Annotated in this window: 11 protein-coding genes; 10 read left to right on the plus strand and 1 reads right to left on the minus strand. The window is 49.0% G+C overall.

The genetic code is table 11. The features are described 5' to 3' along the window. Positions 1–83: 83 nt before the first annotated feature. The 8 genes from ilvB to uhpT all read left to right on the plus strand — a co-directional run bounded on the left by ilvB (position 84) and on the right by uhpT (position 10,447). The gene (gene ilvB, locus BGE37_RS16045; protein ID WP_105288207.1) at positions 84–1,772 is read left to right on the plus strand and encodes an acetolactate synthase large subunit; all 1,689 of its coding nucleotides are present in this window, start codon (positions 84–86) and stop codon (positions 1,770–1,772) included. A gap of 3 nt (positions 1,773–1,775) precedes the next feature. Next, a complete protein-coding gene (gene ilvN, locus BGE37_RS16050; RefSeq protein ID WP_001181706.1) occupies positions 1,776–2,066 on the plus strand; it encodes an acetolactate synthase small subunit in 291 nt (96 codons plus the stop codon). A 261-nt stretch (positions 2,067–2,327) separates the two neighbouring features. After that, a complete protein-coding gene (locus BGE37_RS16055) occupies positions 2,328–3,593 on the plus strand; it encodes a hypothetical protein (RefSeq protein ID WP_105288208.1) in 1,266 nt (421 codons plus the stop codon). A 213-nt stretch (positions 3,594–3,806) separates the two neighbouring features. Further along, positions 3,807–5,336, plus strand: coding sequence for a hypothetical protein (locus tag BGE37_RS16060; protein WP_032185538.1), 1,530 nt, complete (start codon positions 3,807–3,809; stop codon positions 5,334–5,336). A 160-nt stretch (positions 5,337–5,496) separates the two neighbouring features. Further along, positions 5,497–6,087: a transcriptional regulator UhpA gene (gene uhpA / locus BGE37_RS16065; protein ID WP_000633668.1), complete on the plus strand. Its 591-nt coding sequence runs from the start codon at positions 5,497–5,499 to the stop codon at positions 6,085–6,087. Beyond that, a complete protein-coding gene (gene uhpB / locus BGE37_RS16070) occupies positions 6,087–7,589 on the plus strand; it encodes a signal transduction histidine-protein kinase/phosphatase UhpB (RefSeq protein ID WP_105288209.1) in 1,503 nt (500 codons plus the stop codon). The genes uhpA and uhpB overlap by 1 nt, the downstream gene beginning before the upstream one ends. Before the next feature lie 9 nt (positions 7,590–7,598). After that, positions 7,599–8,918 carry an MFS transporter family glucose-6-phosphate receptor UhpC gene (uhpC, locus tag BGE37_RS16075; RefSeq protein ID WP_088541982.1) on the plus strand — a complete coding sequence of 440 codons (1,320 nt, stop codon included), beginning with the start codon at positions 7,599–7,601 and terminating at the stop codon, positions 8,916–8,918. 137 nt (positions 8,919–9,055) lie between these two features. Then, a complete protein-coding gene (gene uhpT / locus BGE37_RS16080) occupies positions 9,056–10,447 on the plus strand; it encodes a hexose-6-phosphate:phosphate antiporter (protein WP_000879199.1) in 1,392 nt (463 codons plus the stop codon). A gap of 46 nt (positions 10,448–10,493) precedes the next feature. On the opposite strand, the gene adeD is transcribed toward uhpT, so the two are convergent. Beyond that, entirely contained in the window at positions 10,494–12,260 is a 1,767-nt protein-coding gene (gene adeD / locus BGE37_RS16085; RefSeq protein ID WP_088541983.1) for an adenine deaminase, read from the minus strand. A gap of 174 nt (positions 12,261–12,434) precedes the next feature. Between adeD and adeQ the strand changes: the two genes are divergently transcribed. Together adeQ and BGE37_RS16095 are read left to right on the plus strand one after the other, a co-directional pair. Continuing rightward, positions 12,435–13,769, plus strand: a complete 1,335-nt coding sequence (gene adeQ / locus BGE37_RS16090) for an adenine permease AdeQ (protein WP_024166224.1) — start codon at positions 12,435–12,437, stop codon at positions 13,767–13,769. Positions 13,770–13,821: 52 nt separating this feature from the next. Then, entirely contained in the window at positions 13,822–14,274 is a 453-nt protein-coding gene (locus tag BGE37_RS16095) for a DUF1198 domain-containing protein (RefSeq protein ID WP_001353562.1), read from the plus strand. The last annotated feature ends 107 nt before the right edge of the window (positions 14,275–14,381 follow it).

Consider the following 14,381-nt stretch of genomic DNA (forward strand, 5'->3'; position numbering starts at 1 on the left):
CAAAACCCCGCCGGCGCAAACCGGGCGGGGTTTTTCGTTTAAGCACCTCCCGGAAAGTCGGCCCAGAAGAAAAGGACTGGAGCATGGCAAGTTCGGGCACATCATCGACGCGTAAGCGCTTTACCGGCGCAGAATTTATCGTTCATTTCCTGGAACAGCAGGGCATTAAGATTGTGACGGGCATTCCGGGCGGTTCTATCCTGCCTGTTTACGACGCCTTAAGCCAAAGCACGCAAATCCGCCATATTCTGGCTCGCCATGAACAGGGCGCGGGGTTTATCGCTCAGGGAATGGCGCGCACTGACGGCAAACCGGCGGTCTGTATGGCCTGTAGCGGACCAGGTGCGACTAACCTGGTGACCGCCATTGCCGATGCGCGACTGGACTCCATCCCGCTGATTTGCATCACTGGTCAGGTTCCTGCCTCAATGATCGGCACTGATGCCTTCCAGGAAGTGGACACCTACGGCATCTCTATCCCCATCACCAAACACAACTATCTGGTCAGACATATCGAAGAACTCCCGCAGGTCATGAGCGATGCTTTCCGTATTGCGCAATCAGGCCGCCCTGGCCCGGTGTGGATAGACATTCCTAAGGATGTGCAAACGGCAGTTTTTGAGATTGAAGAACAGCCCGGTATGACAGAAAAAGCTGCCGCGCCTGCGTTTAGTGAAGAGAGTATTCGTGACGCAGCTGCAATGATTAACGCCGCCAAACGCCCGGTGCTCTATCTGGGCGGCGGTGTCATTAACGCGCCCGCGCGGGTGCGTGAACTGGCGGAGAAAGCGCAGCTGCCTACCACCATGACTTTAATGGCGCTGGGCATATTGCCAAAAGCACATCCCCTGTCGCTGGGTATGCTGGGGATGCACGGCGTGCGCAGCACCAACTACATTTTGCAGGAGGCGGATCTGCTGATTGTTCTCGGCGCGCGTTTTGATGACCGGGCGATTGGTAAAACCGAGCAGTTCTGCCCGAATGCCAAAATTATTCATGTCGATATCGACCGCGCAGAGCTGGGCAAAATCAAGCAGCCGCACGTAGCGATTCAGGCGGATGTTGATGACGTGTTGGCGCAGCTGATCCCGCAGGTGGAAGCGCAACCGCGTGCAGAGTGGCACCAGTTGGTAGCCGATTTGCAGCGCGAATTCCCGTGTCCAATCCCGAAAGCGTGTGATCCGTTAAGCCATTACGGCCTGATCAACGCCGTTGCCGCCTGTGTCGATGACAACGCGATTATCACCACCGACGTGGGTCAGCATCAGATGTGGACCGCGCAGGCTTATCCGCTCAATCGCCCACGCCAGTGGCTGACCTCCGGCGGGCTGGGCACGATGGGCTTTGGCCTGCCTGCGGCCATTGGCGCGGCGCTGGCGAACCCGGATCGCAAAGTGTTGTGTTTCTCCGGCGACGGCAGCCTGATGATGAATATTCAGGAGATGGCGACCGCTAGCGAAAACCAACTGGATGTCAAAATCATCCTGATGAACAACGAAGCGCTGGGGCTGGTGCATCAGCAACAGAGTCTGTTCTACAAGCAGGGCGTTTTTGCCGCCACCTATCCGGGCAAAATCAACTTTATGCAGATTGCCGCCGGATTCGGCCTCGAAACCTGTGATTTGAATAACGAAGCCGATCCGCAGGCTGCATTGCAGGAAATCATCAATCGCCCTGGTCCGGCGCTGATCCACGTGCGTATTGATGCCGAAGAAAAAGTGTACCCGATGGTGCCGCCAGGTGCGGCGAATACTGAAATGGTGGGGGAATAAGCCATGCAAAACACAACTCATGACAACGTGATTCTGGAGCTCACCGTTCGCAACCATCCGGGCGTAATGACCCACGTTTGTGGCCTTTTTGCCCGCCGCGCTTTTAACGTTGAAGGCATTCTTTGTCTGCCGATTCAGGACAGCGACAAAAGCCACATCTGGCTACTGGTCAATGACGACCAGCGTCTGGAGCAGATGATAAGCCAAATCGACAAGCTGGAAGATGTGGTGAAAGTGCAGCGTAATCAGTCCGATCCGACGATGTTTAACAAGATTGCGGTGTTTTTTCAGTAAGGAGCGACATTAAACTGCTCGGGGTGATTACTGATGAGCGATTTTTGATAGATCCGTTCAGATATATAGGGTGAAATTGTGCCAGAGACCATCTCAGGCACAATTTATTGGCCCTGACGTTAATTAGAGTCCAGCACTGGTCATTCGCGGGTTGACGGTTAGGGCTAAAATTTCCAGCGATGGCGCTAAATTCTGATTGCTGTCTATACCAGTGATCATGACTAGCATTCTATAAATTAATTGCTCATCGTGAGGTATATTATGGCAAGCCCTATAAACAATGGAACAACGATATCAAATTCCTGCTCTCCCTCTATTTTAGATAAGGAAATAAATATAGCAGATGAGCTTCATATTAAGAATTATGCAAAAAAATATTCACCAGGCAGTAATTTTGCAAAATGGATGTTACAGGAAATAAAACGCTTAATAGTAAATATCATGTCCGGTTCTCGGAACGTTAGCACTGATATTCTTGACTATTTTCATCCTATGCCAGGAACAGAAAATAATGGTAATCGTACCTGGATGGCGGCGACTGGAGAGAGTGAATATACCGTAATCGAACAAACAGGTGACAAATCTTTTAAGATTATACAGAAGGATGAAAATTCAAATGAACGAACCGAAATATCATATTCTGGAGTGGCTGTGGCGACTATCATCAAGTCGCTTTCTGAAAAGACTGCCGCGCTAGAGACTCACTCCGCTGATACACTTTTGAGGAAAAGTATTGTCAATTGTATTGTTATGAAAAACAAGGATGCTAAAAAAGTAATTAATGCAGACATTGAGAATAATATATATGATTTGTTAAAGCTGCAAATTCAAAAAGATGAAGGGTATTTACCTGTTCATGAAAGTTTTAACAGCGCTGATGTTTTTTTGGAATCCATAATTATGGATGCGCATAGAACTATAAAAGAACAAAGTCAGCAAAATGGTGCTGCTAAAATAACTTGCTGCGGTGTTGAGTTAAGTAAAGACATTCTTGAAATTTTTGCAAACAAAATTAAAATAATTGAAAACGAAACAAATAATAGTCAAAGCACACTTCAACAAATAGTTCCGCTGGTTTGCTTTAAAGACGATGAACCTTCTCAGTTAAGTAAATTATTAAAAAAATCAAAGAGTAACATTACTGATGATAAGATTGATGAAATAATCGATTGCTTATCTAGTCCTCAGGGGATTTCATGTTTTTATCATGCTTGCATACAATCCTATCAAAGTTATTTAAAAGGCATAACTCCAGATGTTTTACAGGGGATGAATAAGAGTATGGAAAGATTAAGTTCGGGTAAATCAGGTTATACTTTGGTAGGAGGGGGTAAGTATGTTAATGAAATATATTTTACCAAAAAAGATTTTAGACAAAAGCTGTATGTAGCGAGTGTTAGTAATGATGGGGATGAAGTTAAGCTTGAGTGCTCTCGTTATTTTACTAAAGGTGTGATTAAAGAAGAGTCCACCGATAATTTATTTTCTTTTACATTTTCCGGTGCCGCAACAATCGCTGATTTATAATTTACCCCTGATAAAGCGCGCTTATCATAAAGGTGAGTACGTGTTCTTAGCAATTTGTTTTTTGCCTGTGTTTTTGAAAATGAGCGATTTTTGATAGTTAATAAGTTGTGTTGATGATGCAATTGCACTGGAAAATAGTTAAGGAAAATAACAACACCATATAATTACTATTGAAATAAATGAAGAGTAGTGGTTGGCATAGAAATATTCATGATGCTAACTATTCATGTTTTTAACAATGTTAGAATATGCAAAATGTCATATTGTGAGGTTACTATGGTTAGTGCGACGGGTTCTATGAATTCAAGGAAAACAGAGGTTGATGATAGCCAGTTTCTTAATCAGAGTCTAAGGGATAGTATCGAAAGAAGTCTTGACGGCAATATTTCTAAATTTGATGTGATGGAAGAAAGTGGCCTGCTCGGTAATTGTAGAACAAGGTCTGATAAAGCCACTTTTGGCGAAATTTTTCGTAGTTTGTTATTATATATTTTAGATTCTTTTAATATCTATCGACATGATGTTAGTGATAAATTAGTCCGTTATTTTCATGTTACCCCTGAATCGGTGAATGCTGATAAAAAAACATGGGTTGCCACCACGGGTATAAATAGTCAAATAACAATTGAGCAGACCGGCAGTAATAAATTTACAGTCACTGAGAGGTGTCGTGAGAACAATGGTAATAGCAACCAGTTGAAAAATAACACCAGGGTAAGGATTTTTAGTGGTCGAAATGTGGAAGAGTTTATACAGTTACTTTCACAACACGATAAATTGGAAAGAGAACAATTCTCAGAATTAACAATTGCTGCAAATGCTCTTAAGAAAGAACTGGTTAGTAATTATATAACAGGTAATAATGTATATAAAACTCAAGCTGAATCCCCATTAACAAATGCTTTGCAAAAACAAACTCAATTAATTCCAGATGATTTTCTTTATCAATCGGCCATAACAAAACTGTCTGTTGATAAAGGTGAGTTTGGCTCACTTCTTGGTGATGCAAAAAGGCAAGTGGGAGAGGGGAGTTCACATATTTCATGTTGTGGGGTGAAAATTAACCGTACTATACATGAGTTACTGAAGGAGAAAACCTCGGCTTTGGCTGAGCGTCAAGATGCCCATAAAATTAATCTCGATGAGCTTTTCAATGACATTATATTTACGCCAGCGCAATGTGATTTGGTAAGAAAATCTCTAGAGGATGAACATGTTGATAAAGCAAAAATAGCGAGTATTGTTTCTTGTCTCTCTAGTGTTTCAGGGATTAGTAATCTGTATTATGCTTGTTCACAGGCATTTCATGTGGCCCATGACGGAAAGGATATTAATGTATCTCAGGCAGGAAGTTCTCTTTATAGCATAATATCTGATAATCCTATTTTTTGTGCGTTGGGGGGGAGGATGAATTTGCTTTTTGCTGACTTTTCAGAGTATGCATTCAAACAAACTTATCATGTTGTAAAAGCAGTCGTAAATGAAGCTAAAAGCGATTTTGATATTGCAAATTTCATCTATACCACATCCGGTGAGTTACCAGAAAAAGACACGTATAAAAAATACACTTATAAAAAATACAATTATAAAGAAGACACGTATAAAAAAGACACTAATTATGAGTATTCCGCTGAATCTTATAGCTCTGCAGATTTTGAAGATAATTACTGGATGCCAGAAAAGTATAACGATATTATAACGAAAAATTTCTCAGGTAATATTACAATTGCAATCATCAAATAATTAGCTTTTTCTAAATCATACACGCTAAACGCTTACCTTTCAGGTAAGCGTTTTTGCGATAAGCGCAACATCAATCAGTCAATACATACCCATATCCAACTTGAACAACATCGCGCTTATCGTTAAGGTATGCGCGTTTTTTATCCGCCAGGACCCAATCATGATCACCGTTGCCCTTATAGACGATCACCTTATCGTCCGCTCCGGCTTTGCGCAGCTGCTGGGGCTGGAACCTGATTTGCAGGTAGTTGCCGAGTTTGGTTCGGGGCGCGAGGCACTGGCGGGGCTGCCGGGGCGCGGTGTGCAGGTGTGTATTTGCGATATCTCCATGCCCGATATCTCCGGTCTGGAGCTGCTAAGCCAGCTGCCGAAAGGTATGGCGACAATTATGCTCTCCGTTCATGACAGTCCGGCACTGGTTGAGCAGGCGCTTAACGCGGGGGCGCGCGGCTTTCTCTCCAAACGCTGTAGCCCGGATGAACTGATTGCAGCGGTGCATACGGTTGCTACGGGGGGATGTTATTTGACACCGGATATTGCCATTAAACTGGCATCCGGTCGCCAGGACCCGCTGACCAAACGTGAACGCCAGGTGGCGGAAAAACTGGCGCAAGGAATGGCGGTGAAAGAGATTGCCGCCGAACTGGGCTTGTCGCCGAAAACGGTACACGTCCATCGCGCCAACCTGATGGAAAAACTGGGCGTCAGTAACGACGTGGAACTGGCGCGCCGCATGTTTGATGGCTGGTGATGAAGACGTTGTTCTCCCGCTTAATTACTGTTATTGCCTGCTTTTTTATCTTCTCTGCCGCGTGGTTTTGCCTGTGGAGTATCAGCCTGCATCTGGTTGAGCGCCCTGATATGGCGGTGCTGTTATTTCCGTTTGGTCTTCGACTTGGGCTAATGCTGCAATGCCCGCGCGGCTACTGGCCGGTGCTGCTGGGAGCGGAGTGGCTGCTGATTTATTGGTTAATGCAGGCGGTTGGTTTAAGCCATTTCTCCTTATTGATGATCGGTAGTTTGCTGACGTTACTGCCCGTGGCGCTGATCTCACGCTATCGCCATCAACGCGACTGGCGCACCCTGCTGTTACAGGGGGCAGCGCTGACGGCGGCGGCGTTGTTGCAGTCGTTGCCCTGGCTTTGGTACGGCAAAGAGTCGTGGAATGCGCTGTTGCTGACTTTAACTGGCGGCCTGACGCTGGCCCCGATATGTCTGGTGTTCTGGCACTATCTCGCCAATAACATCTGGCTGCCGCTCGGGCCGTCGTTAGTTTCTCAACCGATCAATTGGCGCGGGCGGCATCTGGTCTGGTACTTGCTGCTGTTTGTTATCAGTCTCTGGCTCCAGTTGGGATTGCCGGATGAACTGTCGCGCTTTACGCCATTCTGCCTGGCGCTGCCGATTATCGCGCTGGCATGGCACTACGGCTGGCAAGGGGCGCTGATTGCGACGTTGATGAACGCCATCGCGCTGATCGCCAGTCAAACCTGGCGTGACCATCCGGTTGATTTATTGCTCTCACTGCTGGTGCAAAGTCTGACAGGGTTGTTACTTGGCGCTGGCATCCAGCGGTTGCGTGAACTTAACCAGTCGCTGCAAAAGGAACTGGCGCGCAATCAGCATCTGGCTGAACGTTTGTTAGAAACCGAAGAGAGTGTGCGTCGTGATGTGGCGCGTGAATTACACGATGATATCGGTCAGACCATCACCGCCATTCGTACGCAAGCGGGCATTGTCCAGCGGCTCGCGGCGGATAACGCCAGCGTGAAACAGAGCGGGCAGCTCATCGAACAGTTATCCCTGGGTGTTTACGACGCGGTGCGCCGCTTGTTAGGGCGGTTACGTCCGCGCCAGCTGGATGATCTCACTCTGGAGCAGGCCATCCGCTCACTGATGCGGGAAATGGAGCTGGAAGGGCGCGGTATTGTCAGCCATCTCGAATGGCGAATCGATGAATCAGCGTTAAGCGAAAACCAGCGCGTGACGCTGTTTCGCGTCTGCCAGGAAGGGTTGAACAACATTGTGAAACATGCCGATGCCAGTGCGGTCACGTTGCAAGGCTGGCAGCAGGACGAACGGTTGATGCTGGTGATTGAAGACGATGGCAGCGGTTTACCGCCGGGTTCCGGGCAACACGGTTTTGGCCTCACCGGAATGCGCGAGCGAGTAACGGCGCTGGGTGGCACCTTGACCATCTCCTGTTTGCACGGCACGCGTGTCAGTGTTTCTCTACCTCAACGTTATGTCTAAGGCTTGATGATGTTGCCGTTTCTGAAAGCGCCAGCTGACGCGCCGTTGATTAGCGATAAACAAGAAATTGATGCCCGTTACCGTTACTGGCGTCGCCATATTCTGCTGACCATCTGGCTGGGTTACGCACTGTTTTACTTTACGCGTAAAAGTTTTAACGCCGCCGTACCAGAAATTCTTGCCAACGGTGTGCTCAGCCGTAGCGATATCGGCCTGTTAGCAACTCTGTTTTACATTACCTACGGCGTGTCGAAGTTTGTCTCCGGCATTGTCAGCGACCGCTCAAATGCCCGGTATTTTATGGGGATTGGGCTTATCGCTACGGGCATTATCAACATTCTGTTTGGTTTCTCGACGTCGCTGTGGGCGTTTGCCATGCTATGGGGGCTGAACGCCTTTTTCCAGGGCTGGGGTTCACCGGTGTGTGCGCGTCTGTTAACCACCTGGTATTCACGTACTGAGCGCGGGGGTTGGTGGGCATTATGGAACACGGCGCATAACGTCGGCGGCGCACTCATTCCCATTGTGATGGCAGCGAGCGCGCTGCATTACGGCTGGCGTGCCGGGATGATGATTGCCGGTTGTATGGCGATAGTCGTGGGGATTATTCTCTGCTGGCGGCTGCGCGATCGCCCGCAGGCGTTAGGTTTACCAGCGGTCGGCGAATGGCGACACGACGCGCTGGAAATCGCTCAACAACAAGAAGGGGCAGGGCTGACACGTAAAGATATCCTCACCAAGTATGTGTTGCTGAATCCGTATATCTGGCTGCTTTCGTTTTGCTATGTGCTGGTCTATGTGGTCCGGGCGGCGATCAACGACTGGGGCAATTTGTATATGTCCGAGACGCTGGGCGTCGATCTGGTCACGGCGAATACGGCAGTGACGATGTTTGAACTGGGCGGATTTATCGGTGCGCTGGTAGCGGGTTGGGGCTCGGACAAATTGTTTAACGGCAACCGCGGGCCGATGAATTTGATTTTCGCTGCCGGAATTTTGCTGTCCGTCGGCTCGCTGTGGCTGATGCCATTTGCCAGCTACGTGATGCAGGCAACCTGCTTCTTCACCATTGGTTTTTTTGTCTTTGGCCCGCAGATGTTAATCGGTATGGCGGCGGCAGAGTGTTCCCACAAAGAGGCGGCAGGGGCGGCGACGGGGTTTGTCGGCTTGTTTGCTTATCTGGGGGCGTCGCTTGCTGGTTGGCCGCTGGCGAAAGTACTCGATACCTGGCACTGGAGCGGTTTTTTTGTGGTTATCGCCATTGCCGCCGGGATTTCCGCACTGCTGTTACTGCCCTTTTTGAATGCCCAGACACCGCGCGAAGCGTGATGCATCTCACTTTTTCACTTCATATCCGGCAAAACTAAGAAATTTTCCAGGTTTTGCCTGGACGCTATCTCAGGCCTGATTTGCTGCTGATTTTTACAATGCATACCTCACGCAGGTATTCATTTCAGGAGTAACCCATGCTGGCTTTCTTAAACCAGGTTCGCAAGCCGACCCTGGATCTTCCGCTCGAAGTGCGGCGCAAAATGTGGTTCAAACCGTTCATGCAATCCTACCTGGTGGTCTTTATCGGCTACCTGACGATGTACCTGATTCGCAAGAACTTTAACATCGCGCAGAACGACATGATCTCGACCTACGGCTTGAGCATGACGCAGCTGGGGATGATCGGCCTGGGCTTCTCCATCACTTATGGTGTGGGTAAAACACTGGTTTCCTATTACGCTGACGGCAAAAACACCAAACAATTCCTGCCGTTCATGCTGATCTTGTCTGCCATTTGTATGTTGGGCTTCAGTGCCAGTATGGGCAGCGGCTCGGTTAGTCTGTTCCTGATGATTGCCTTCTACGCCTTAAGCGGCTTTTTCCAGAGTACCGGGGGATCGTGCAGTTACTCCACCATCACCAAATGGACGCCGCGTCGTAAGCGCGGGACGTTCCTCGGTTTCTGGAATATTTCTCACAATCTTGGCGGTGCGGGCGCGGCAGGTGTGGCACTGTTCGGCGCAAATTACCTGTTCGATGGCCATGTAATCGGCATGTTTATCTTCCCGTCCATCATCGCGTTGATTGTCGGTTTTATCGGCCTTCGTTACGGCAGCGACTCCCCGGAATCTTATGGCCTCGGCAAAGCTGAAGAACTGTTCGGCGAAGAGATCAGTGAAGAGGACAAAGAGACAGAATCTACCGATATGACCAAGTGGCAGATCTTTGTTGAGTATGTGCTGAAAAACAAAGTGATCTGGCTGCTGTGCTTCGCCAACATTTTCCTCTATGTGGTGCGTATTGGTATCGACCAGTGGTCAACCGTGTATGCGTTCCAGGAACTGAAACTCTCTAAAGCAGTGGCGATTCAGGGCTTTACGCTGTTTGAAGCTGGTGCGCTGGTGGGTACGCTGTTGTGGGGCTGGCTCTCTGACCTGGCGAACGGTCGCCGTGGCCTGGTGGCCTGCATCGCGCTGGCGCTGATTATCGCCACGCTCGGTGTGTATCAACATGCCAGCAATCAATATATCTATCTGGCTTCTCTCTTTGCGTTGGGTTTTCTGGTCTTTGGCCCGCAATTGTTGATTGGTGTGGCTGCTGTTGGTTTTGTACCTAAAAAAGCGATTGGTGCTGCCGATGGTATTAAAGGCACCTTTGCTTACCTGATTGGCGACAGCTTTGCCAAGTTAGGGCTGGGGATGATTGCCGATGGGACGCCAGTATTCGGCCTTACTGGCTGGGCAGGCACCTTCGCCGCGCTGGACATCGCCGCGATTGGTTGTATCTGCCTGATGGCGATAGTGGCGGTGATGGAAGAACGCAAAATCCGCCGCGAGAAAAAAATTCAGCAGTTGACAGTGGCATAAACGTAACTGGTGACTTTTGCCCGGCATGACGCCGGGCTTTTTTTTATTATTCCGTGACTTCCAGCGTGGTGAAGGCAAACTTCTCGCCATCAAACAGCCCCTGACTGGTTAGTTTCAGCGCGGGGATCACTGGCAGAGAAAGAAACGCCATCTGAATAAACGGCTCATCGGGTAACGGACCGCATTCACGGGCGGCGGCTTTCAAGGCGTCAATTTGCTCCGCCAGTGACTGTGCCGTGTCGGTGCTCATCAGGCCGGCAATGGGCAACGGTAGATGACTTTGGACCTGTCCGTTACGTACCACGCACAGCCCGCCGCCATCCTGAATCACCTGATTGACCGCCAGCGCCATCTCTTCGGCACTGCGACCGATCACCACAATATTATGGCTGTCATGGCTGACTGTCGCAGCCAGCGCGCCTTCATTCAGGCCAAAGCCGCCGAGCAAACCACAGGCTGGAGTCAGTCTTTTCCCGTAACGCTCAAGTACGGCAATAAAGCACACATCATCGCGATCAAAACCATTTTCGCTGTAGACGCTGGAGCGGGAGTGCGTAATCAATTCGTTATGGATAACGTCAATGACCCGATAGCGTTTTCCGGGCGTGAATTGCAGGGCAAAGTCGCTGGCAGAAACTGGCTGGCGGGCAATGGTATTGCCATACGGCGGAGCGGATTGTGCCAGTCTCGCCGACTCTTCCGCCTGTAAGGTTTGTGCATCAATCGGTTCGCCTTTCACCAGTACCTGCTGCACCGTGACCTTACGCGCATCGCTCAACAGGACGATATCCGCCTGCTTGCCGGGTGCCAGTAAGCCGAGATGATTCAGACCAAAATGGCGTGCTGTCGACCAGCTGGCGACGCGATAAGCCACATGCAGCGGTACATTGTGTTGTTCGATCAGGCGACGAATTAAGGCATCGATATGCCCTTCATGGGCGATCTCCCACGGGTTACGGTCATCGGTGCAGAGCATACATTGCGGGCTGTTAAATTCGTTGATCAACGGTGCCAGCGCGTTGAGATTGCGGGCAGCGGACCCTTCGCGGATCATCAACGACATGCCGAGTTGTAACTTCCGGCGACCTTCTTCCAGCAGATAACTTTCGTGGCAGTTTTCAATACCCGCAGCAATATAGGCATTAAGTTCTTTACCGCCCAAACCCGGGCAGTGACCGTCCAGCGTCAGGTGGCGAAATGCATCCAGTTTATCGAGCAGCGCATTCTGCCCGCTAATTACGCCAGGGTAATCCATCATTTCAGCAAGGCCGGTAACCTGCGGATGGTCCCGCCAGGCGAGCATCTGTTCAAGGGTAAAACTGGCACCGTTAACATCGCAGCCTTCCAGGGCAGGTACGCAAGAACTGACCTGCAAATACTGGTTTTGCCTTGCCTGTTCGGCACAGCGGGCAAACCAGGCGAATCCGGCTTCGCCCATCACGTTGACGATTTCATGGGGGTCGCAAATAACGGTCGTCAGGCCGCGCGGCAGGGTGGCGGTTTCAAAAGTAACCGGCGTCATCATGCTGGATTCAATATGCAGGTGAGCATCAATAAACCCTGGCACCGCCGTTGCGCCGTGGGCATCAATCCGCTGCAAAGCCGGAGCATCAGTGTATTCTGTGCCAACACCGGCAATGTAACGCCCTTTAATCACAATTGGGCCGGAAATTTCTCCGCCATTGATCAGGTCGAGAATAGAGACATTATCAATAATATAATCGGCAACAGCGTCGCCACGGGAAACGGCTAACAATTCCTGGTATTCCGCCCGGCTAATGTGATGAAATTTATGGTTAATAGAATTATTCATATTTTTCTCATTTTGATTTTATCAATTTGATTATTATTTATCATAAAGAAACGTCGCGAGATTATTAAAGAATATCCATTAATGCGCAATTGAAATGTGATAATTATCACTGAACCGTTGTTGTCATTTGTTTTACAAAAGCAAGGGATTAAATCTCCTCCAATGGACAAAAAAATGAATAATGACAATACCGATTACGTGAGTAATGAATCAGGGACGCTTTCGCGATTATTTAAACTGCCTCAACATGGGACCACCGTCCGCACAGAATTGATTGCGGGGATGACCACTTTTTTAACCATGGTGTACATCGTTTTTGTGAACCCGCAAATCCTCGGCGCGGCACAAATGGACCCGAAAGTGGTGTTTGTTACCACCTGTTTGATTGCCGGTATCGGCAGTATTGCGATGGGGATATTTGCTAACTTACCCGTGGCGCTGGCTCCGGCAATGGGGCTGAACGCCTTCTTTGCGTTCGTGGTCGTGGGGGCGATGGGCATCTCCTGGCAGACCGGGATGGGCGCGATATTCTGGGGCGCAATTGGACTATTTTTGCTCACGCTGTTTCGCATCCGGTACTGGATGATCTCCAACATTCCATTAAGTTTACGTATTGGTATCACTAGCGGAATCGGATTATTTATCGCCTTAATGGGGTTAAAAAATACTGGTGTTATTGTCGCCAATAAAGACACCCTGGTGATGATTGGTGATTTAAGTTCTCACGGTGTGTTGTTAGGTATATTAGGGTTTTTTATTATAACCGTGTTGTCATCTCGTCATTTTCATGCCGCGGTGCTGGTCTCTATTGTGGTGACGTCTTGCTGTGGATTATTTTTCGGTGATGTTCATTTTAGCGGCGTCTATTCCATTCCGCCTGATATTAGCGGCGTCATTGGTGAAGTGGATTTGAGTGGCGCATTATCACTTGAACTCGCTGGTATCATTTTCTCCTTTATGCTGATCAACCTATTTGATTCATCAGGAACATTAATCGGTGTGACTGATAAAGCTGGCTTAATAGATAGTAACGGTAAATTCCCTAATATGAATAAGGCGCTATATGTTGATAGCGTCAGTTCGGTGGCGGGCGCGTTTATCGGCACCTCGTCTGTTACCGCCTATATTGAAAGTACTTCTGGTGTGGCAGTTGGTGGTCGAACGGGGCTGACTGCGGTCGTGGTCGGCATTATGTTTCTGTTGGTTATGTTTTTCTCGCCGCTGGTGGCAATGGTCCCTCCTTACGCCACCGCCGGAGCGTTAATCTTTGTTGGCGTGCTGATGACCTCAAGCCTGGCGCGCGTTAACTGGGATGATTTTACCGAATCAGTACCTGCATTTATTACTACGGTGATGATGCCCTTTACTTTCTCGATCACCGAAGGGATTGCGCTTGGCTTTATGTCGTACTGCATCATGAAGGTGTGCACCGGGCGCTGGCGCGATCTGAACCTGTGTGTGGTGGTGGTCGCTGCTCTGTTTGCACTGAAGATTATTCTGGTGGATTAGTAACTGGCGAGGGTTTCCAGATATCATGAGTTCTGATTACGCAGGAGAACTCATGATCTGGATAATGCTCGCTACGCTGGCGGTGGTGTTTGTAATTGGTTTTCGGGTGCTGACATCCGGGGCCAGAAAGGCGATTCGCCGTCTCAGCGATCGGCTGAATATTGATGTCGTACCCGTGGAGTCGATGGTCGATCAAATGGGAAAGTCAGCCGGTGAGGAATTTTTACGTTATTTGCATCGCCCGGATGAGTCGCACCTGCAAAACGCCGCGCAGGTGTTGCTCATCTGGCAAATTGTCATTGTCGATGGAAGCGAACAGAACCTGCTGCAATGGCATCGGATTTTACAAAAAGCTCGCCTCGCCGCTCCCATTACCGACGCTCAGGTCAGGCTGGCACTGGGTTTTCTGCGCGAAACCGAACCTGAAATGCAGGATATTAATGCTTTTCAGATGCGCTATAACGCGTTCTTTCAGCCTGCCGAGGGCGTTCATTGGCTGCATTAAAACCGTTTCGTCTTATTAGCTTACAGACCGCGCCTGAGCTGGTGGGTGGATAAGGCGTGCACGCCGCATCCGGCATCGGAACTGACAGTAGGTGAACGCATTATCTA

This window comes from Escherichia sp. MOD1-EC6300 (genome assembly GCF_002965045.1).
GTDB classification, from domain to species: Bacteria; Pseudomonadota; Gammaproteobacteria; order Enterobacterales; family Enterobacteriaceae; genus Escherichia; species Escherichia coli_F.